Origin of the sequence: Sorangium sp. So ce145 (genome assembly GCF_051525985.1) — a bacterium.
Taxonomy (GTDB): Bacteria; Myxococcota_A; Polyangia; order Polyangiales; family Polyangiaceae; genus Sorangium; species Sorangium cellulosum_B.
This window is the reverse complement of the sequence record NZ_CP150315.1, coordinates 5,942,356-5,963,265: the sequence shown is the minus strand read 5'-3', so window position 1 is coordinate 5,963,265 and position 20,910 is coordinate 5,942,356. Positions and strand designations below refer to the sequence as shown.

The 20,910-nt window shown below is 72.2% G+C and carries 13 protein-coding genes; 7 read left to right on the top strand and 6 right to left on the bottom strand.

The features are described 5' to 3' along the window. Nucleotides 1–7 precede the first annotated feature (7 nt). Nucleotides 8–1,969: a DUF6345 domain-containing protein gene (locus WMF34_RS21770; protein WP_437994434.1), complete on the top strand. Its 1,962-nt coding sequence runs from the start codon at nt 8–10 to the stop codon at nt 1,967–1,969. 155 nt (nt 1,970–2,124) lie between these two features. On the opposite strand, the gene WMF34_RS21765 is transcribed toward WMF34_RS21770, so the two are convergent. Continuing rightward, nucleotides 2,125–4,857 (bottom strand): protein kinase domain-containing protein, encoded by a 2,733-nt coding sequence (locus WMF34_RS21765; RefSeq protein ID WP_437994433.1) that lies wholly within the window; start codon nt 4,855–4,857, stop codon nt 2,125–2,127. 495 nt (nt 4,858–5,352) lie between these two features. Here WMF34_RS21765 and WMF34_RS21760 point away from each other — a divergent pair, with 495 nt between their 5' ends. Further along, nucleotides 5,353–7,245, top strand: coding sequence for a phosphoenolpyruvate carboxykinase (GTP) (locus WMF34_RS21760; RefSeq protein WP_437994657.1), 1,893 nt, complete (start codon nt 5,353–5,355; stop codon nt 7,243–7,245). Nucleotides 7,246–7,350: 105 nt separating this feature from the next. On the opposite strand, the gene WMF34_RS21755 is transcribed toward WMF34_RS21760, so the two are convergent. From WMF34_RS21755 to WMF34_RS21740, 4 genes are all read right to left on the bottom strand, one after another. After that, complete coding sequence (locus WMF34_RS21755; RefSeq protein ID WP_437994432.1) at nt 7,351–8,358, bottom strand: cation diffusion facilitator family transporter; 1,008 nt, start codon at nt 8,356–8,358, stop codon at nt 7,351–7,353. A 338-nt stretch (nt 8,359–8,696) separates the two neighbouring features. Next, complete coding sequence (locus tag WMF34_RS21750; protein WP_437994431.1) at nt 8,697–9,947, bottom strand: zinc-dependent alcohol dehydrogenase; 1,251 nt, start codon at nt 9,945–9,947, stop codon at nt 8,697–8,699. Between the two features lie 291 nt (nt 9,948–10,238). Then, nucleotides 10,239–11,936, bottom strand: coding sequence for an AAA family ATPase (locus tag WMF34_RS21745; protein WP_437994430.1), 1,698 nt, complete (start codon nt 11,934–11,936; stop codon nt 10,239–10,241). A 101-nt stretch (nt 11,937–12,037) separates the two neighbouring features. After that, the gene (locus WMF34_RS21740; protein ID WP_157906827.1) at nt 12,038–12,802 is read right to left on the bottom strand and encodes a tetratricopeptide repeat protein; all 765 of its coding nucleotides are present in this window, start codon (nt 12,800–12,802) and stop codon (nt 12,038–12,040) included. A gap of 58 nt (nt 12,803–12,860) precedes the next feature. Between WMF34_RS21740 and WMF34_RS21735 the strand changes: the two genes are divergently transcribed. From WMF34_RS21735 to WMF34_RS21720, 4 genes are all read left to right on the top strand, one after another. Then, nucleotides 12,861–14,144, top strand: a complete 1,284-nt coding sequence (locus WMF34_RS21735; protein WP_012236830.1) for a glycoside hydrolase family 1 protein — start codon at nt 12,861–12,863, stop codon at nt 14,142–14,144. A gap of 26 nt (nt 14,145–14,170) precedes the next feature. After that, the gene (locus tag WMF34_RS21730; protein WP_437994429.1) at nt 14,171–16,000 is read left to right on the top strand and encodes a radical SAM protein; all 1,830 of its coding nucleotides are present in this window, start codon (nt 14,171–14,173) and stop codon (nt 15,998–16,000) included. A 62-nt stretch (nt 16,001–16,062) separates the two neighbouring features. Then, nucleotides 16,063–16,881, top strand: coding sequence for a HugZ family protein (locus WMF34_RS21725; protein ID WP_012236827.1), 819 nt, complete (start codon nt 16,063–16,065; stop codon nt 16,879–16,881). A gap of 155 nt (nt 16,882–17,036) precedes the next feature. Continuing rightward, nucleotides 17,037–18,005, top strand: coding sequence for a hypothetical protein (locus WMF34_RS21720; protein WP_437994428.1), 969 nt, complete (start codon nt 17,037–17,039; stop codon nt 18,003–18,005). A gap of 53 nt (nt 18,006–18,058) precedes the next feature. Here WMF34_RS21720 and WMF34_RS21715 read toward each other — a convergent pair whose 3' ends face one another. Beyond that, complete coding sequence (locus WMF34_RS21715; RefSeq protein ID WP_437994427.1) at nt 18,059–19,348, bottom strand: PAS domain S-box protein; 1,290 nt, start codon at nt 19,346–19,348, stop codon at nt 18,059–18,061. A gap of 304 nt (nt 19,349–19,652) precedes the next feature. Between WMF34_RS21715 and WMF34_RS21710 the strand changes: the two genes are divergently transcribed. After that, on the top strand, nt 19,653–20,837 hold the full coding sequence (locus WMF34_RS21710) for a lysylphosphatidylglycerol synthase domain-containing protein (RefSeq protein ID WP_437994426.1): 1,185 nt from the start codon (nt 19,653–19,655) through the stop codon (nt 20,835–20,837). Nucleotides 20,838–20,910 lie beyond the last annotated feature (73 nt).

Sequence of the window (20,910 nt, the reverse complement as noted above, 5' to 3'; positions counted from 1 at the left end):
GACTTTGATGAAGAGATCACCGGATGGGGTGTTGGGCGTCTTTCTCCTCGTGACCCTCGGCGCCGCCGGGTGCGGCGGCCGCGACGCCCGCGAGGATCTTCAGGAGAGCGCCGATCGCGGCGTGCTCCGCGCGGCGTCGCCCGCCGCGGGGTCGCCTGGCAGGGAGCCGCGATCCCTGCCCGCGTACCGCGTGATCGGCGGCGGCGCCGACGTCGCGCGGGCGTCGGCGCTCGCCGCAGCGCTCGGGCTCGCGGAGGATCCCGCGCGGGGGGGCGCCGCCGCGCTCGTGGCCGACGGCGCGATCCGCTACCTCGACAGCGCGCGATTCCAGCGCTTGCCCACGAGGAAGGCCGGCGCGCCGCCCGCGCCCGGGTTCCGCGACGAGCGCGGCTTCGAGACGTCGGCGGGCGATGACGCCCTGGATTTCGAGGCGCTCGCGGCGCTGCGCGTCCTGCCGGAGCCGGACGCGGCGGCGCTGGCGTGGGCCGCGCTGGACGCCGCGGGCTTGCCGGCCGGGAGCGACATCGCCGTCGGCCACGCGCTGCTCGAGGCGGTCGACGCGGAGGGGCGAACCGTGGCGCGGGCCGAGCTCGACACGCAGGTGAGCTTTCGCGACGAGCTCGAGGGGATCCGGCTGATCGGCCCCGGCGCCAAGGTCCGGGTGACGTTCGACGGCGAGGGCGCCGTGACGCACCTGATCTACGCGCGGCGCGAGCTCGCGCGAGGGGAGGACGTCGCGATCGTCCCGGCCTCCGAGGCCCCCGCGCTGTGCGCCGGCGCGCTGGGCAGCGGCGCGGTGATCGCGGCCGAGCCGGAGCTCGTCTATTACGCGCCGCCGCTCTCCCGCGACGTGCGGCGGATCCTGCCCCATTACGTGTGCAGCGCACGGCGGACGGTCGGCGGGGAGGTGGTGGACGTCCGCAAGCGGATCGTGCCGGCCGTCATAGACGCTCCGAGGGCGGAGATCTCGGTGCGTGTGGACGGCGCGACCGCGCTCGCGGAGGCGAGCGTCACCGGAGGTACTGCTCCATACACGTACAGGTGGGTATCGTCGGCGCGTTCGCTCGAGGGGCTCGACTCGGCTGGCGACGCGCGCGAAGGCGGCGCGCGGGTGAAGGTGTCTGGCGTCTCTGGCCTTCGCGGGGAGACGGAGACGCTCTCGCTCTATGTCACGGACGCCGACGGTCTGGTCGCGACGGCGGCGCAGCGGCTCTCGTTCGGCCGCGCGTCGGCGGGGCTCGGCGCGGCGCGCCCGCCGCTCCCGTCGCCGGTCGACGACGGCCGCGCGGTGGTCGGCGCCGAGTGGGTCGGGCTCTGCGGCGGCCTGGATCACTCGGCGGCGAACGTCGACGGGCTGCTGAAGAGCTTCCGGGAGGGGGGCATCGACTCGCGCTTCAACTGGGGCGATCAGCGCGCGTGGGAGGTCGATTTCAAGGATCCGGCCCTGGGCGGCCAGGACGCGTCGTTCGCGGATTCGGTGGATCTCACGTTCTACACGGGGCACGCGAACGGCGTCGGGTTCATGTTCTGCAGCGCGATGAACGACCGGGTCCTCCATTTCAGCGATGCCCGCTGGGGCAACGCCAACCTGGAGTGGATGGTTGTGGCCGCCTGCGGCCCGCTCCAGGACGACGGCGGCGCGTGGCGCTACCGGTGGGCGGGCGCGTTCGATGGGCTGCATCTCTTGCTCGGCTATGCGACGGAGTCGTTCGACGACACGACCGAAGGATCCATGTTCGCGCGCTACCTGCTCGACGACGCGAGCCCGGCGCCGGTGCGGCAGGCGTGGGTGACGACGGCGATCGAGGTCCAGCCGGACGACGAGGTGATCTACGCGGTGATGGGGGCGTACGGGCAGGGGTGGACGGTGCCCAACTACGATGACCATTTCTGGGGGAAGGGGCCGGTCGGGCCGGATCTGACGGGGGCCGCGAGGATCGGGTTCTGGCGGATCTCTGGGCCGACCTAGCCCTGTTGCGGGAGGTTCGTCGCGGAGAGAGAGGAACCGCCAAAGACGCCACAAGACGCCAAGAAACATAGAGAATCTTGGCGTCTTGTGGCGTCTTGGCGGTTCCATTCTCTCGGGCCTCTCTGCCACTCCCGGCAGCGCGGCGCGGGCTCAGCTCAGTACCCGAGCCACTTCGCGTCGAGCTCGATCGAGCAGTGATCGACGAACCGAAACCCGACCCCACCCCCGTCCGCGGCCCCGATGGTGTACACCGACTCGTTCGCCTGCGGCCGATGGTCGGTCGCGCTGAACGAGATCGGCCCCGCCGTCATCCCGTCGAGCACCACGTTCTGGAAGCCCTCGAGCGCGGCCTTCAGGTCCGCTCCGGTCGGGTGCGTGCGGCCGGCGTCGACGGCCCGCTCGACGGCCTTGCGCCACATGAGCGCCGCGGCGTGGCCCTGGACGTAGGGCTGGTCCTGGTACAGCTCCAGCGGGTGGCCGTCCTTCTCCCGGTAGGTCCTGTGGATCCGCAGCATCTCCGCCATCCCGCTCGAGTGCTGGGTGTCGCCGTAGACGGGCACGGGGAACAGCCCATAGAAGATCCCCGCGCAGTCGGCGCCGCAGATCGCCAGGGTCCTCTCGCCGATGCCCCAGTTGTTCGCCATCACGCGCAGCTGCCAGCGGCCCTTCTCCGACCCCGGGAACGCCTGCTGGATGAGCTTCTGCGCCGCGGCCGCGCCCTTCCCGACGAAGGACGAGGAGAGCACGCTGTTGCCGGCCCAGAACCAGCTCGCCGGCACATACGACGGGTCCGCTCGCTTCTTCTCGATCTCCCGCTTCACATAGCCGATCACCGCGTCGACGATGCGCCCCTCGTCCTCGAGGGACGACGTCTGTGGGACGATCAGATCCTCGCCGAGCAGCATCCCGGGCAGCTCCTCCACGTAGGCTTTGCCCGCGGCGAGCGGATCGACGCAGTAAAGACACTTGTCTATCGTGTCGTGCACCATCGCGATGCGCCCGGGCGCGATCTTCCAGGCGGCCTTGATGCCGATGCGGATCGCTGTCGAGTAGTCCGTGGCCGGAAAGAAGATGTAGGGATATCCAGGGCTCGTCTTGTGCTCTGTCACGGAGGCGCTCTGGCCCAGGGCGTTGAACTCGGCATGGGACACGTCCGCCGAGATCGGCACCGGCGTGGCGAGCGAGCCGGCGTACGAGCCGGGAATGATGAGCTTCTTCTCCTCCGTGAGCCTCGGGGCCACGCGGGTCGTCGGCCCGGTGCCGAACACGAACAGCGTGGAGACCTCGCTCCACCCGGGCTGCCGCCGCCACGCCTCGATGACCTCCTCCGTCCTGGCGGGGTCGTACTGCGCGTCCTTCATGTCGACGTCGATGGGACAGCCCCGGAGCCCTCCCTGACTGTCGTTGAGGTGACGCAGGTAGTCGTAGACCCCGTAGTTGTAGGGCGGCGAGATGTCGGTGGCCGTCCCCGTGTCGCCCGTCGTGATCCGGACGCGGAGCACCCCGGTGCAGCGAGCGCCGGCGTCCGGCTCGACGAGCACGGCCGCGGCGGAGCCGGCAGCGGGCGCCTGCCCACCAGGGCGGCGCGTGGAGAACGCCGCCGCCGCGACCAGAACGGCCGCGCCGAGCGCCCCGATCCAGTAGCTGCGCTGCTGAGATCCGGCGGCCGTGCGGAGGTTCGACTTCAGGCTCGTCGAGTCCGAGGCGGAGCGCCCGGGGCCCGGCGTCCCCGAGGTCCTCTGCCCGAGCTCCTCGTCGAGGGCGATCACGGGCTGGATGCGCCTTCCTTCTGCGCCCTCGAGAAGGCTCACGCGAGAGAGGCGGGGCTCGACGGGCGCGCTCGGGCGGTCCGCGCCCTGCGCGCTCTGCTCGAGGTACGCCTTGACCTGCCGCTGCATGCTCGCCCGGCGCTCCGCGAACACCCCCAGCATGCTCGCGCCGATCTCGTCGGACCCGACGTCCTCGCCCGCCGCGCGCAGGTGGTCCTCGAGCGCCGCGCGCATCTCCTGCGCGGTCGCGAACCGCTTCGCCGGATCGCGGTCGAGCGCCCGCGCCACGATGGCGTCGAGGGCCGGGGGGACGTCCGGCCGGAGGAGCGAGGGCCGCGGGATCTCGTCCACGGCCGCCAGCTTCCAGAGCGCGCTCACGGCGTCGCCCCCGAAGAGCCGCTCCCGCGTGAGGAGCTCCCAGAGCACGATCCCCGCGACGAAGATGTCGGCCCGCCGATCGGTCGACCCGCTGCCGACGGCCTGCTCCGGCGCCATGTACGACGCCTTGCCCTTCAGCTTCCCGGTCTCGGTGAGGTCGGCGTTGATGGACGCCTTGGCGATGCCGAAATCGAGCAGCTTCACCGCGCCGTCGTACGTGACGAAGATGTTGTGCGGGGAGACGTCGCGGTGGACGACGCCGAGCGGCGCGCCGTCGTAATCGCGGAGCTCGTGCGCGTAGTGGAGGCCGCTCAGGAGGTCGGCCACGATCCTCACCAAGACGCCGCGCGTGAAGCCCGCCGCGCCCGGCTCCCCCTCGGCCACCGCCCGCATGATCGCGCTGAGCGGCTGGCCCTCCAGGTACTCCATCACGGTGAAGTAGCCGGCGTCGTCGTGATCGACCTCGTAGGTCTGGACGATGTTGGGATGGTTGAGGCGGGCGGACAGCTTCGCCTCGTCCAGGAACATGGCGACGACCTTCTCGCCGTCTCGGCCTGCTCCGCCCACGCCGCGGTGGCGCTTGACGACGACGAGCTTGTTGAAGGACCCCGGCCCGCGCGCGATCGCCAGGAACACGTCGCCCATCCCGCCCCGGCCGAGCTTCGCGATCAGCCGGTACTTGCCCATGATCGCCGCCTGGGTCGGCTCCGCGTCCGAGGTGTCTTGACCCGTGCCCACCATGTTACCGGCCGTCCTCAGGGGCGCGCGATGCTCCGAGCGGACTGGGTATGGGAGCAAAGCCCGTTATCCTTGTCAACGCCCCCGCGGGCTGGATCACGGCAGGCCGGCGTCGTCGTCTGCGTTTCCGCCTGCGTCTTCACCCGCGTTCACCCGCGTTCACCCGCGTCCAAGCACACGTATCTGCCAGCGAGGCAGCCCTCGGAGCCACCCTCGGACGGATGTCGGCAGGATTTCGGGCGGCTCGACGACCCAGCGCGCGGCGCAGGGCTCGCCCCCCGGGGCGCACGTGGTGCGCGCAGCCCTGCTGTAGCGATCGGGCTCAGGAAGAATGAGGGCAGCCTTCCGGCCGCATTTCGGCCAGAATTGGCGTCGAGGGCGGGCAGGGCCTGCGCTTTGCAGAGCGCGTTCGACCCAGAGAGCCAGGAGGGTACGCAAGTGTCCGTAGCAGCCAGCCAGAACAGCCAGAGCTCGTTCCACTCGGAGCCGCCGCCGCCGGTGTCGATCCCCGGCCTGCGGGCGAAGATCGCGAACGAGAAGCTCCGGCAATGGATCGCCGAGGTCGTCGCGTTGTGCCAGCCGGACAACGTGCACGTGTGCGACGGCTCGAAGGAGGAGTACGACGCGCTGTGCGACCAGATGGTCAAGGCGGGCACGCTCATCCGTCTGAACCCGGAGAAGCGCCCGGACAGCTACCTCGCGCGCTCGGACCCGAGCGACGTCGCGCGGGTCGAAGACCGCACGTTCATCTGTAGCCGGCGAAAGCAGGACGCCGGCCCCACCAACAACTGGGCCGAGCCGCAGGAGATGAAGGCCACGCTGCGCCGGCTCTTCGCCGGGTCGATGCGGGGCCGCACGCTCTACGTCATCCCGTTCAGCATGGGCCCGATCGGCTCGCCTTACGCGCACATCGGCGTGGAGCTCAGCGACTCGCCGTACGTCGCCGCGAGCATGCGCATCATGACGCGCATGGGGCGCAAGGTGCTCGAGGCGCTCGGAGACGGCGATTTCGTCCCCTGCCTGCACTCGGTCGGCATGCCCCTCGCCCCGGGACAGCCCGACGTGCCGTGGCCGTGCAACGCGGAGCACAAGTACATCGTCCACTTCCCGGGAGAGCGGCTGATCTGGTCCTACGGGAGCGGCTATGGCGGCAATGCGCTGCTCGGCAAGAAATGCTTCGCGCTGCGCATCGCCTCGGTCCTCGGCAGGGAGCAGGGGTGGCTCGCGGAGCACATGCTGATCCTGGGGGTCGAGTCGCCGAAGGGAGAGAAGACGTATGTGGCCGCGGCCTTCCCGAGCGCGTGCGGCAAGACGAACTTCGCCATGCTCATCCCGCCGAAGGCGTTCGCGGGCTGGAAGATCACGACGGTGGGCGACGACATCGCCTGGATGAAGCCCGGGCGGGACGGGCAGCTCTATGCGATCAACCCCGAGGCGGGCTATTTCGGCGTGGCCCCGGGGACGTCGGACAAGTCGAACGCGAACGCGATGGCGACCATCCGGAAGGGGACGATCTTCACCAACGTGGGGCTCACGCCCGACGGCGACGTCTGGTGGGAAGGGATGACCGACGAGCCGCCGCCGGAGCTCATCGACTGGCAGGGGAAGCCCTGGACCCCGGACTGCGGCCGCAAGGCCGCCCACCCGAACGCGCGCTTCACGACGCCTGCGTCGCAGTGTCCGTCGATCGATCCGCGCTGGGACGACCCGAACGGGGTGCCCATCAGCGCGATCGTCTTCGGCGGGCGGCGCGCGACGACGGTGCCCCTCGTGGTCCAGTCGTTCAACTGGAGCTTCGGCGTCTACACGGCCGCGACGATCGGCTCGGAGATGACGGCGGCGGCCGCCGGCAACATCGGCCAGGTGCGCCGCGACCCGATGGCGATGCTGCCCTTCTGCGGCTACCACATGGGCGATTACTTCAATCACTGGCTGCAGATGGGGCGCCAGATCGTCAATCCGCCCCGCATCTTCTCGGTGAACTGGTTCCGCAAGGACGACCAGGGCAACTTCCTGTGGCCGGGCTTCGGCGAGAACATGCGCGTCCTCAAGTGGATCGTCGATCGCGTGCACGGCCGCGGCTTCGCGGAAGAGAGCCCGCTCGGCTGGATGCCGCGCTACGAAGACATCGAGTGGCGGGGCATGGACCGCTTCTCGAAAGAGCAATTCTACCAGCTGATGGCGGTCGACCGCGAGGCGTGGAAGGTCGAGTTCGGCTCGCACGGGGAGCTCTTCGAGCGGCTCTACGACCGGCTGCCCAAGGAGATCCTGCTGATGCGCGAGCTGCTCCTGTCGCAGCTCTGGCGCTCGCCCGAGCGGTGGGAGCTCGCGCCCGAGCGCTACCTCGAGGAGCACGAAGACGACGCCGCCGTCGACGAGCCCAGCGCATAGAGGCCTTCCCGGGTGAGGGCGCCCGCGCGGCGCACTGCGCGGGCGCTCCCCCGCGTCGGCGCCGAACGAGCGCCCAGCCGGGCCGAGCGGCGTTGCCGGGGGCCCTCACGCGGGCTCGTCGCGCTCGGGGTCGATGTGCACGAGCACCTCTGCGTCGGGCTCGATGGCGAGGATGGCGTCGCGCGCGCGGTCGCCGGTCGCGTGCGCGCGCGCGAGGGGGAGGTCGCCCGAGAGCTCGATGTGCACCTCGACGAACAGCGTGCGCCCGGCGATCCGCGTGCGCAGCCTGTGGTGGCCGAGGAGCTCACCGCGCGCGCGCATGGCGTCGAGCGCGTCCGCGATGGCGCCGACGCGCTCCTCCGGGGCGCTCGTGTCGATGAGGTCGCGCACGCCGAGCCGGAGGAGGGTCCCCGCGGACGTGAGGATGTAGACGGCGACCGCGACCGAGAGGACGCCGTCGATGCGGGAGAAGCCCGTCGCGTACGTGACTGCGACGCCGGCGAGGATCGCGAGGTTCGCGGCGATGTCGGTGCGGTAGTGGACGGCGTCGGCCTGGATGGCGCTCGAGCCGGTGCGCGCGGCGACCCGGCCGAGGTAGGCCACGAGCGCCCCCGTGATGAGCGCGGCGGCGGCCATCGCGCCGAGCGTGACGGCGGCGAGGCGGAGCGGCTCGGGCGAGAGCAGCCGCCGGATCCCCTCGATGAGCAGGTAGACCCCCGAGCCGCCGATGAGCAGGCCCTGACCGGCCGTCGCGAGGGTCTCGATCTTCGCGTGGCCGAACGGGTGCGAGCGGTCGGGCGCGGCGTGGGCCAGCTGGATGGCGAGGGCGTTCGCCGAGGAGGCGAAGAGGTCCGTGAGCGAGTCGACGGCGCTCGCGGTCACGGCCATCGACTGGCCGAGCTGGCCGGCGACGAGCTTGCCGAGGGCGAGGCCGCCGGCGGTCAGCGCCGCGATGCGCCCGGCGCGCAGCGCGGCGCGGGCGCGGTCGGCAGGGTCGAGGCGGCGCTCGGCGGAGGGCGCGGCGCCGCGGTCGACGGCGCGGGCGGCGGGCGCATCGCCGGGGTCGGGGCGGGGGACGGGGGCGAGGCGGGCGGCAGGACGTGGTCCGCTCATGGCCGGGAGGCTACCCCGCGACGCCCTTGCCCGTCATGCGCGTGGTCAGGACCACCCGAGTGGGTGCACCGCGACGCACGCCTGATCGGGCGTGGAGACCTTCCGGGACCTGCGGGCGGGCCTGAAGGCCGCGATCGCCGCCTGCAGCGTGCCCCTGGCCGCAGCGCGACCCGCAGCGAAGCCCGCCTGGTCGCCGCGGCAAGCGCTTCACGCCGGTCGTGTGGCCGCGTCGCCTCGGCGAGGCGCGCGGACTCGAGCGCTCCGGCGTCGACGGCAGCCCCATGTCTCGCAGATCAACGCGCTCCGGCGAGGCTCGGCGTCGCGGAGGCGGCGCCGCGCTACGCGACGGCGCGGTCCAGGTGGGCAGCCATCCCCGCCCGCGACGGGCGGAGCTCGACCTTCACCCACCCGGTGTCTCGCCGATCGAAGGCCTTGTAGGCGTCGATCGCCGACTCCAGGGGCGCTTTCCTGGTGAGGATCGCGGTGGGCTCCACCTGCCCCGTCTGCACGAGGTCCACGAGCTTCGGGATGTACTTCCTGTGATTGCAGTTGCCCATCTGGAGGGTGAGGTTCTTGTTCATGGCCTCTCCGATGGGGAACGTGCGCGACGTCTGCGGATAGACGCCGATGACGGCGATGGTCCCCGCCTTGGCCACGCACCGGACGGCCCACTGCAGCACCTGCGACGGCCCGTCGCCGGCGCGGAAGGCGTCGCCCTTGGTCCGCGCGTCCGGGGAGATCTGCTTGACCTCGAGGTCGAACGCCTTGGCCTGCTGCTTCGCCTCCTTGTGGGCGGGGCCTTCGTGCGGGCGCTCGGCGTCGACGCCCACGGCGTCGATCGCCCGGTCCACGCCGATGCCGCCGGTCAGGCGCAGGATGGCCTCGATCGGGTCCTCGGCGGAGAAGTCGACGGTCTCGGCGCCCTGCTCGCGCGCCATCTCGAGCCGGTCGGGCACGCGATCGACGGCGAGGATGCGCCCCGCGCCCATGAGCTTGGCGCTCGCGATCGTGAACAGGCCGACGGGGCCGCAGCCGAAGATCGCGACCGTGTCGCCGGGCTTGATCTCGGCGAGCTCGGCGCCGAAGTACGCCGTCGGGAAGATGTCGGAGAGCAGGATGGCCTGGTCGTCGCTGACGCCGTTCGGCAGCTTGACGAGGCCGACGCCCGCGAAGGGGATGCGCGCGAGCTCGGCCTGCAGCCCGTCGAACGGGCCCGACATGGCGGGGCCGCCGAAGAACGCCGTGCCCGCGTGCTTGCCGTTCGGGTTCGCGTTGTCGCACTGCGCGTAGTACGCGGCGCGACAGTACGAGCAGTAGCCGCACGCGATCGTCGAGGGCACGACGACGCGATCGCCCTTCTTCAGGTTCCGTACGTCGGCGCCGAGCTCCTCGACGACGCCGACCGCCTCGTGGCCGAGGACCGTGCCCGGCACCATCCCCGGCATCGTCCCGCGGACGAAGTGGAGATCGGTCCCGCAGATGGCACTCGCCGTGATCCGGAGGATCGCGTCGGTCGGCTCCTTGATCTTCGGCTCCTTGACGTCGTCCATCCGGATGTCGCCGACGCCGTGAAACACTACCGCCTTCATGGGTTCTCGCTTTCTCCCTCGAGGGGCGGCGCGCCGGCCGGCCGAGAGGCACAGGCCGCCGCGCTCTGCAGAGATGGCCGAGTTCTGGACGCCGCGTGTCCGTGCCGATCCCGTGCCAGCCTGCGCGTGTAGCCGCGGCGCGGAGGGCGCAGCAACCGAGGTGCCAGCGGGACATCACCGGGAGAACCAGCGCCAGCGCGCTGCCCGCATCCGCGGCGCGCTGCTCCTCGGGCGGCGGGGCGATCGTGACAATCTGCCCCGTCCGGGGCCGCCCGCCGCGGGCGAGCCCGGTTATCCGGGCTCGCCGGATCGTACGCGGACGACCTTGCCGTCGAACGCGACGGCCAGCGCGAAGATGGGCGCGGCGCCGCTCGCGCGGAGCTCGGCGGCGTAGTCGCGCGCCCGGATCTGCGCCACCGCGTCGTCGAGCGCCTGCTCAAGGCTGACCCGCGGCGCGCGGGCGACCTTGAGCTCGAGCACGACGCCAGGCCGGCCCGGCTGCGCCGGCCGGATCATCACGTCGGGCCGCCCTTGCCCGGATTCGCGGTTGGAACGCACCTGATGGCCCGGCTCGAGCGCCGCGAGCAGGCCGGCGACGAAGCCGTGATAGACCGCCTTCGGATCGACCCTCGTCGCGTCGTGGTACGAGAGCACGCCGGTGACAAAGGCCTGGAGCTCCGCCTCGAACCCCGCGGCGTCGCCCGAGAGGAGCGCGGCGAGGAGTCGTTGCATGCTGCTGCCTTGCCGCCTGAGCCGCGCCTCCGCCCAGCGGCGGAACGTGCCCGTGTAGAGCAGCCGCACCTCGCGGTTCGGGATCTTCAGGGCGTGCGCGGGCTGCTCCCCGTGGCCGCGCGAGCGCTTCTCGGCGCGCAGGTATCCCGAGAAGACCAGCAGACCGAACAGCGCATCTTCGTTCTGCGCGAGGTCGCCGATGGCCACGTTCTCCTCGAGCACGCGCTCGATCTCGCCTCCCTCCATCAGCACCTCGAGCGCGGGCTGCAGCGTCACGGCGTGCTCCTCGATCACCTTCTGGATGAGATCGTTGGAGCTCGTGCCGAGCCAGAACGGGAGCGGATCCTGGTCTTGCCCTTCGAGGAAGCTGAGGATCGACCAGGGATTGTAGATGACCGCGCCGCCGAAGTCGTACCCGTTGTACCAGGCGCGGATCACCTCCAGCAGGCTGCGCCGCCCCGCCTTCTCGAGCAGCGCCTCCACCTCGGCCTCCGTGAACCCGAAGCAGGTGTTGAAGTCCGATCGGAGGAGCGAATAGGCGACCACGTTGTTGAGCCCGGAGAAGATGCTCTCGCGCGCCACCCGGAGGATGCCGGTGAGGACGGCCCTGTGGAGGTGCGGATTGCCCTTCAGCCCCTCGGTGAGGAACGTGCGCACGAAGTCGAGGATCCGAGGCGCATAACCGTGCAGATACCCGGCGTGGATGGGCTCGTCGTACTCGTCGATGAGCATCACGACGCGCTCGCCATGGAGGCGGTGGAGGTGGCTCGACAGATCGAGGAGCGCCCGACCATAAACGGCCTCGGACGCCGTACCGTCCAGCACCTCCTTGTAGCGGCGTTGCTCCACCTCCCCGAGCTGGCCGCTGTCGAGCACGTGGCGGTGCTGGTTGTAGAGCTCGACGATCTTCTCTCGCAGGGCAGCCCAGCAGCGCTCGAACGTCTCCTGTTTCGCTCCCTTCAGCGTCAGGTAGATGACGGGATACCGCTGGAAGTGCTCGCGATAGCGCTCTCCGGCCCGCCATACCGAGAGATCTTCGAACAGGTGGGACAGGTCCTCCTGCCGCTTCTCGAAAAACCAGCGCAGCATCGATAAGTTCAGTGTCTTTCCGAACCGCCGGGGGCGGGGGAGGAGGACGACCTCGACGCCTCCCTTGTCGACGAGCTCCAGGATGAGGTGGGACTTGTCGACGTACTCCAGCCCGGACTCGCGGAGCTTTCGGAAGTCGTCGATGCCGAGCGGGACGCGGAGGGACATGGGATTCCAGCCGTATGCGACCCGTCTGGTAGGAGGTCAAGCGAGCCGCGCCGCAGGCCGCTCCCCGTGCCCGATACGGCCGCCGGGCCGGCGTCGTGGCGTCACCGCCCTTGGCGCCGCGGATCCGCGGCATTCCCCCGCTCAGGCGCCGCGGCGTATCGCGCGAGCGCGCGCCGGACCGTGCCGCGATCGGCGCCGCCGGCGCGCACGGGATCGGCCTCGCCGACAAGCACCGACAGCGCGCGCGCCTGCGTCGCCGCCGCAGCCGCGAGGGCGCGATCGCCTCCCCGCGCGGCGAGCGCCGAGAGCCGCCGCGCGACGCCGAGCGCAGCCGGCAGCGCGCCCGCCGCCACGTACGCGGCCGCGAGCTCCTGGAGCAGCTCGCCGTCGTCGCCGCGGAGCGCCGCCGCCGCTTCCAGGTCGTCGATCGCCTCCTCGCGCCGACCCTCGCGCGACCGCAGCGCCGCCCTGGCGCGGTGGCCCTCGACGAAGCCGCTCACGTGGTCCAGCCCCACGGTGTACGCGCGCTCCGCCTCGCGCGGATCGCCCGCCCGCTCGTACAGGGCGCCCAGGCCGAGGTACGCCGGGCCGTAGGTCGCGTCGAAGCGGACCGCCTCCAGGTACCGCTGCAGCGCCACATCGGCCTCGCCGGCCGAGGCGCGGGCCTCGGCCTGGCGCGTCAGCTCGGCGGCCTGGGCCGTCGCCCAGCCGACCCCGTCCGCCCGGGCCGGCGCGGCCCCGTGCAGCAGCGCCGCGGCGAGCGAGGCGGCGGCGAGGGCGCGCGCTTTCCGCCGCGCGCCCCCCGCATCTACGCACCGCGCCGCGCACACCGGGCCGAGCGTACCGGCGCCCGGCCCCTGGAGCAATCGGACGGCTGCTCCGGAAGGCAGCCGCCCGGCGCGAGTTCGCGTAGGATGCGCGCTCATGGGTGAGGATCTGCGCTTCCCGGACGGGTTCCTGTTCGGCACTGCCGCCTCCGCCACACAGGTCGAGGGGCACTGCGCGCAGAGCGACTGGGCCGCGTTCGCGCGCGAGCCGGGGCGCGTCCGCGGCGGCGATACGCCGGACGACGCGTGCGACCAGCTGCACCGCTTCCGCGAGGACGTCGCGCTCCAGGCGCGGCTCTGTATGGGGGCGCACCGGCTCTCCATCGAGTGGGCCCGCGTCGAGCGGGAGCCGGGCGAGTTCGATCCGGCCACGTGGGATCACTACCGGGACGTGCTCGGCGCGCACCGGGACGCCGGGATCACCCCGATGGTCACCGTCCATCACGTCACCCTGCCGCGCTGGGTCGCGCAGCGGGGCGGCCTGCTCTCGCAGGAGTTGCCGGCGCTCCTCTCGCGCTTCGCCGAGCGCGCCGTCGAGGCGCTCGGCGACCTGTGCCAGCTCTGGGTCACCATCAACGAGCCCAACATGCTCGCCCTGCAGGCCCACCTGCTCGGCGTCTGGCCGCCGGCGCGGAGCTCGCCCGTCGAGGCGGTGCGCGCCCACCAGAACCTCTTCCGCGCCCACGCCGCCATGTACCGCGCCATGCACGAGGCCGCGGGCCGGCGCGGGCATTCCATCTCGGTCGGCGTCGCGCACCACCTGCGCGTCATCGAGCCGGAGCGGTTCGGGCGGCTCGCCGACCGCATGTGGGCGGCCCTCTTCGAGCGGCTGTTCAACGACGCGTTCGCGCGCGCCGTCTGCGACAGCGGCCTGCACGACTTCTTCGGCGTGAACTACTACAGCCGCGACCTCGTGCGCTTCTCGGCGGCGCACGCGCGCGCGGGGTTCCTCCGGCGGCTCGTCCCCGAGGGGGCGGAGGTCAGCGATCTCGGCTGGGAGATCTACCCGGAGGGGCTCGGCTACGTGCTCGACGCCTGGTGGCCCCGCGCCCGGGTCCCGATCTACATCACGGAGAACGGCATCGCCGACGCCGACGACGACCAGCGCCCGCGGTTCCTCGTGGGGCACCTCGCGGAGGTCGCGCGGGCCATCGCGCGCGGCGTCGACGTGCGCGGGTACATGCACTGGTCGCTGCTCGACGGCTTCGAGTGGGCCGAGGGGTACGCCCCGCGCTTCGGGCTGGTCGAGGTCGACCGCGTGACCCAGGAGCGCAGCCCGCGGCCGAGCGCCGAGCTCTACGCCCGGATCGCGCGCGCGCGCCGCATCGAGGCAGACGGCCCAGGCGGCGCACAGCGCGAGCGCGGCGCCGCGCCCGCGTGACGGACGGCACCGGAAAGGCAGGATCGATGCGCATCGCGCTGCTCTACCCACCGCCCTGGAAGATCCCCGCGCCCGGGGAGGCGCCCGACACGAGCGGCGACGGCCCGCCGGCCGAGTACCGCGAGGGCGACCTCGACCCGGACTTCCACCAGACCCCGTACGGGCTCTTCTCGCTGGGCGCGCAGGCGCTCCGCGCGGGCCACCAGGTGAAGGTGCTGAACCTCTCGTCGTACCCGTTCTCGCAGGTCGAGCGGGTCGTGCGCGAGCTCGGCGCGGACGTGTTCGGCCTGTCGTGCTGGACCGCCAACCGGCGCGGCGTGGCGCTCACCGCCCGGTGCATCCGGCGGCTCCACCCCGGGGCGCACATCGTCGTCGGCGGGCCGCACGCGACCCCGCTCGCGGCCGAGATGCTGCGGCACCACCCCGAGATCGACACGGTGACGCTCGGCGAGAGCGAGCACTCGTTCCTCGAGCTCCTCGATCGCCTCGAGGCCGGCCGGCCCGCGCTCGGCGTCGCCGGCACGGCGTACCGCGTCGACGGCCGGGTCGAGCTCGGCCCGCCCCGGCCCGCGATCGAGGAGCTCGACGCGCTCGCGTCGCCGCACGACCACTTCGCCACGCACATCGTGATGACCTCGCGCGGCTGCGCCTGGGCGTGCACGTTCTGCGGGGCCGAGGCGACCTGGGGCCGCGGCTTCCGGGGCCAGTCGGTGCCCTACGTGCTCGACTCCATCGAGGCCGCCGTGGCGAAGCTGCCGGTGAAGATGGTCCAGATCAAGGACGACACCTTCACGACGAACAGGAAGCGCGTCATCGAGATCTGCCGCGGCATCCGCGATCGGAAGATCTCTTTCCTGTGGAGCTGCGACACGCGCGTCGACGTGCTCGGCGAGGAGCTGCTCCGCGAGATGCGCCTCGCCGGCTGCCAGCGCCTGAGCCTCGGCGTCGAGTCGGGGTCGCCGTCCATCCTGAAGAACATCGACAAGAAGATCACGGTCAAGAAGATCATCGAGTCGACCGAGCTCGCGAAGAAGTACGGGATCCAGGTCCGCTACTACATGATGCTGGGCAACCGCGGCGAGACGGCGGAGACGTTCCGGGAGACGCTCGCGTTCCTGGAGGCGGCGAGGCCGCACCAGTACATCTTCTCGTGCCTGTCCATCTACCCCGGCACGCGCGACTTCGACGACGCCGAGGCGGCCGGCTGGCTTCAGCGCGACGTCTATTTCCGCGGCGACTTCCAGGAGCTCAAGACGCCGTTCGACGCCTCGGAGGAGGACACGGCGCTGATGAGCGCCTGGTTCGAGAAGAACAAGGGGCTGCGCGAGCTCTACCGCGAGGGGGTGGGGGAGCGCCTGGCGATCCTCGAGCGGCTCGGCGATCACCACGCGGCGCACCTGGAGCTCGGCGTGGCCTACCTCGACGCGGGGCAGCTCGACCTCGCGGAGCGGCACGCGGCGCGCGCGCTGGAGCTCGGCCATCCGCTGCCGGGGCTCGCGCTCAACGCGCTCGCGTGCGTCGCGGCGGGCCGGCGCGACTGGCAGGCGATGCAGGATCACTTCACGGCGGCGGCGAAGCGTGACCCGCAGCACGCCGTGCTCATCCGCAACGTGCAGGCGGCGCGCGCGTGGTTCGCGAAGGGCGGGCCGGGCAAGGGGCTCCCGCTCGATCTCGTCGCGCGCTGCGACTTCCAGCTCCTGGAGCGGACGGCGCAGCCGGCGCTCCCGGGGCCGCTCCCGGAGGACTTCGCGGTGTGGCCGCAGGCCGTGGCGCGGCCGGCGCCGCCGCGCGCGGCCGAGGCCGCCGCCCGCGACGCAGCGGCGCAGCGCGGGCGGCTCCGGGTGCTGCCGTCGTAGCGCGGGGCGGCGCGGCGCCGCCTCGGTTCCTCCGGCCCTCCCGGCGTGCTACCCGCCCTGCCATGTCGAGGAGCACAGACCACGGCCGCCCCGGCGCCGGCCCGGAGCCGGCGGCGGACCCACCTCTCCAGGGCGCGAAGGCGCCGAGCCACGCCGAGCGCTGCCGCACGCTGGCGCAGCGGGCCCGCGCCGCCACGCTGTGCACGCTCGCGCGGGATCCCGCCGGCTATCCGTACGGCTCGCTCGTCGCCGTCACCGTGGACGCGCACGGGCGCCCGCTGCTGCTGCTCTCGGCGCTCGCCGAGCACACGGGCAACCTCAAGGTCCGCGCCGAGGCGTCGCTGCTCCTCGCCGAGCCCGCCGAGGGCCTGGCCGACCCGCTCGCGCTCGGCCGGATGACCCTGATCGGCCCGTGCCGCCCCCTCGAGGGCGCGGAGGCGGCCGCCGCCCGGACGAGCTTCCTCGCGGCGCACCCGCGCGCGTCGTACTACGTGGATTTCACGGACTTTTCTTTCTACCGGCTCGACCCGGTGTCGATCCGCTACGTCGGCGGCTTCGGCCGCATGTCCTGGGTCGAGGCCGACGCGTACGCGGCCGCCGAGCCCGATCCGCTCGCCGCTGACGCCGCGGGGATCCTCGAGCACATGAACACCGATCACGCCGACGCGGTCCTCGCGTACGCGAAGGTCCTCGCCGGCATCAAGGACGCCACCGGCGCCACGATGACCTCGGTCGATCGTTACGGCTTCGAGCTCGACGTCATCACGCCGGCGGGGCCGAAGGCGACGCGCCTCCCGTTCGACGCGCAGGTCTCGACGACGGACGAGGTGCGGAAGGCGATGGTGGCGCTGGTGCGCGAGGCGCGCGGCCGCATCGCCTAGCGGCGCGCCGCGCGGGCGCGCCCTGCCGCAGCCGGCGCGGGCGAGGCCGCCGTCCGCCATGGCGGCGCCAGCCCCGGAGCGCGCTCCTCTCTGCCAGGACGACGCTGATTCCGGCGCTCCGGCCCATGGCATGCGATCTGCCGAGATCGCGCCGCATGGGAGACGCCGACATCACGTTACGCCACATCGCCCGACGGTTTCCTGACGACCTGGCGTGCGTTTTTGTCCCCGAGGACAGGTCGGTCGAGGTTCTCGGCTGGATCGACACCCAGGTCACGAAGCTCGAGCGGCGCCTCGACAAGGCGCTGCGCCTGCGTGTCGGCGCCGAGCTGCGCGTGCTGCACGTCGAGTTCTGCTTCGCGTTGCGCGACGACGTACCCGACCAGATGTTCGAGTACCTCGGCTTCCTCTTCTCCGCGCTCCGGCGCGAGGCTCCCGGAGCGCCGGTACCGCCGATCGAGAGCGTCGCCGTGGTCCTCTCGGGTCGCAGGCGGCGTTTACCGGCGACAGGGAAGCGTCGTACCTCCTGGCGGGGGCGGCCGTTCAGCGGCGCGCACTTTCGTGTCGACGCGGTCTACCAGCGCACGATGGCCGAGCTCCGGGCGCGAGGCAGCGTGTTCTGGCTCGTGTTCGCGCCGCTTACCAGGGACGCCACCGCTGCGGCGATGCGTGAGGTCGTCGCGGAGATCTCCGCGCGGGCGGCGACCGTCGAGGAACGGATCGAGCTATATACAGCGCTCCTGGTCATGGCCGCCATCGACCCCTGGGGGCACAACTTGCGGAAGGAGCTCGTCATGCTGATGGAGGACAGGGAGACGGAGAAGAAGCTGCTCCGGACCATACCGATCATCGAAGAGATGCTCGCCGAGGCCGAACAGGAGGGCGCGAAGGTGGCCGCGCAGGAGGCCGCTCGGGCGGGGGCGCAGGCGGGGGCGCAGAAGGCCATCGCCGAGCTCCTCGGCCGCCTCTTCGCGCGGCGAGTCGGGCGCCAGCCGACCGCCGAGGAGGAGCGCTCGATCGTCGAGCGCGCACAGGCCATCGGGCCGGGCGAGGTCGAGGATGCCCTGCTCGATCTCGACAGTGATGCGCTGGTCCGCTGGCTCGCCGAGCCGATCCGCCGCTGACCCGAGCGCGATCCTGACGGCGACGCCCCGCCGGGCAGGAGCGCCGCAGCCCGTCACCCGTCGCGGCGCCGCGGGCTGCTCGACCTCTTCCCGCCGCGGCGCGAGCGCCCCAGCGCGTGGTGGAGCCCGCTCTGGAGCGAGCTCAGCGTGACGATCTCCCGGAGGTCGATGCCGATACCCACCATCGTCTGCGCCACCTCGGGGCCGACGCCGGTGAGGATGACCTCCGCGCCGAGCAGCTTGACCGCCTGGGCCGCCCTGATCAGCGAGTCCGCGATCTCGGCGTCCACCACGGGCACGCCGGTGACGTCGAGGATGACCGCGGCCGCGCGCTGCGCGACCACCCCCTGGAGCAAGCGCTCCAGCAGCTGCTCGATGCGCACCCGGTCGAGCCGCCCGACGAGGGGCATCACCAGGATCCCCGCGTCGAGCGGGATGAGCGGCGTCGAGAGCTCCCGGATCGTCGCCTCCTGCGCGTCGATCATCTGCGCTTGAAGCGCCGCGCGCTCCGCCTCGGCCCGCCGGAGCTCGGTCACGTCGTAGCCCTCGGCGATCAGGAGGACGCTCTGGCCCAGCGTGTCGAGGATCGGCTTCATCTTGAGGTCGAGCGTCGCCACGCGCCCGCCGGGCCCGTGGATCTGGACCTCGCACGAGGACGGCTCGCCCGAAGCTGCCCGGCGGACGCACTCCCTGATCCGCTCCCCAGCGCTCGCTCCGCCGACCCAGAACGGCGCCTCCCAGAGCGGCCCGCCGCGCGCTTCGCCCGGCCGCGCCCCGGTGAAATCGGCCATCGTCCGGTTGCGCTCGATCAGGTCCCCGTCCGGGGTGAGCAGGCCGATGAACATCGAGGTCTCGTCGAAGATCGCCCGGAACTTCTGCTCGCTCTCGCGCAGCGCCTGCTCGCGCTTCAGCTGCTCCGTGAGGGGGCGCGAGAAGGCCGAGAAGAACTGCTCGTCACCGCTCTGGACGAGGTGAGAGCTCACCTCGACGTCGATCAGGTGGCCGTCCTTGTGGCGGTGCCTCGCGAGGAAGCGGAGCGACCCCCTGGCCTTGATCTCCTCGATGACCATGACGACCTCGTGCGGCGGCCGCGGGTCGATCTGGCCGATGTTCATCGTCAGGAGCTCGCTCCGGTCGTAACCCACGATGCCGGCGAAGGATGGATTGCAGTCGAGGATCTCGCCGTTCATCCCGACGACGTGGAACCCCTCGCCGGCCGCCTGCAGGATCAGCCGCGTCCGCTCCTCCCGGCGCCCCAGCTGCTCACGGAGCCTGTCGATCTCCTTGCGCAAGCCGGCGTTCTCCACCCGGAGCCGCTCGATGCTGTCCTGATCCGTCTCCACGTTCGCTCTTCCTTCCATCCTTCCGGCCGCCCCCCTCCCACCCCGCCGAGGAGCCGCTCGCCCCTCCAGCGCGTCTCCAACGAACCAGGAAGATAGCCGATCGCGACGTCACGCCGCGCGCTCGTCGGTCGGCTGTCCGGGCGCGTCGGGCGCGCTCGACCGGAGCGGACGAGCTCGGCGCACCGCCGCGCGTGTCGTGGCGTGTCGTCGCGGCGTTGCGCCCATGACATCAGCGCACGACGCGCCTGCGCGATACGAGCACTCGACCTCAGGCCCTCGGCCGGCGCCGGAGCGCGAACGTGCGATGACTCTCCTTGCCTCTGACGCTGCCCGTGACGCCCACGATGAGCCTCTCCGCGGGGCGCGCTCCCGCCCGGGCACGGGCGCCGTCGCGCTGAGGTGGCTCGGGGTCGCCGTCGCGGCGGCGGCGCTCTGGAGCACGCTACGCGGCGCGGATCTCCCGAGCGTCGCGGCGCTCATCGCCTCCGTGTCCGCGCCGATGATGGCGCTCGCCCTCGTCCCCAACCTCGTCGCGCGGCTCTTCCAGGCCGAAGCGAGCCGGCGCGTCTTCGACACGCACACGCACACGCGCACGCGCAACCCCGCGTCCGGCCGCCCCGCGCCGTTCTCCCGGTATCTCGCGCTCACGCTGTCGACCGAGGCGCTCAGCATGAGCGTCCCCGCCGGCGCTGCCCTCTCCGAGTCGGTCACGTTCTATCTGCTGCACCGGTGGTGCGGGATCCCGGGGCCGCAGGGCGTCGCCGGCATCGCGGCGCGCAGGGCGCTCATCGTCCTCGCGAACGCGGCGTATGTCGCGATCGCCCTCGCGCTCGGCTTTGGCCATCTGGAGCGCGCCTCGCGCCCCCTGATCGGCGGGCCGGGGCTCCCGTGGCTCGTGGTCCTCTCGGGGCTCGGCCTGCTCGTCGTGGCGCTCGCGCTCGGGGGCGCGCTCTTCTCGGGCACGGTCGCGTCGCGGGTCTTCGCGTGGCTCAAGCGCCTGCCCGGCCAGCGCGTGAAGGCCTATGTCGACGCGAGGGCCGCGGCCTTCTCCGCGACCGATCGGCACGCGGCCGCGCTCGGGGAGCGTCGCGCTGCGCTCGCCGCGGCGGCGCTGCTGCTGCTCGGGATGTGGCTCGCCGAGGGGGCGGAGACGTACCTTTTCCTCCGGCTCCTCGGGGTCGACGTCTCGCTCTCCGAGGTCCTCTCGTTCGAGGTCGTCCTCGCGCTCCTCCGCGCCGCCGCCTTCATCGTGCCTGCCGGGCTCGGCGTGCAGGACGCCGGCTATGTCGCCTTCCTGACCGCGCTCGGCGTGCCCGCCGCCGCCACGGTGGGCGCCGCCTTCGTCCTCATCAAGCGCGCCAAGGAGCTCGTGTGGATAGCGCTCGGCCTGCTCGTGTTCTTCGGCGGCCGGGCGGCCTTCCGCCCGGCGCCCGCCCCCATGGCGGGGAGCGAGGCGACGAGAGGACGAGACGGTGTGGTGACGAGATGACGAGGCCGTCGCGACGCCGCAAGACCACCACATGTGGCGCGCAGCGAGGCAATTTGCCACACATCTGACATCC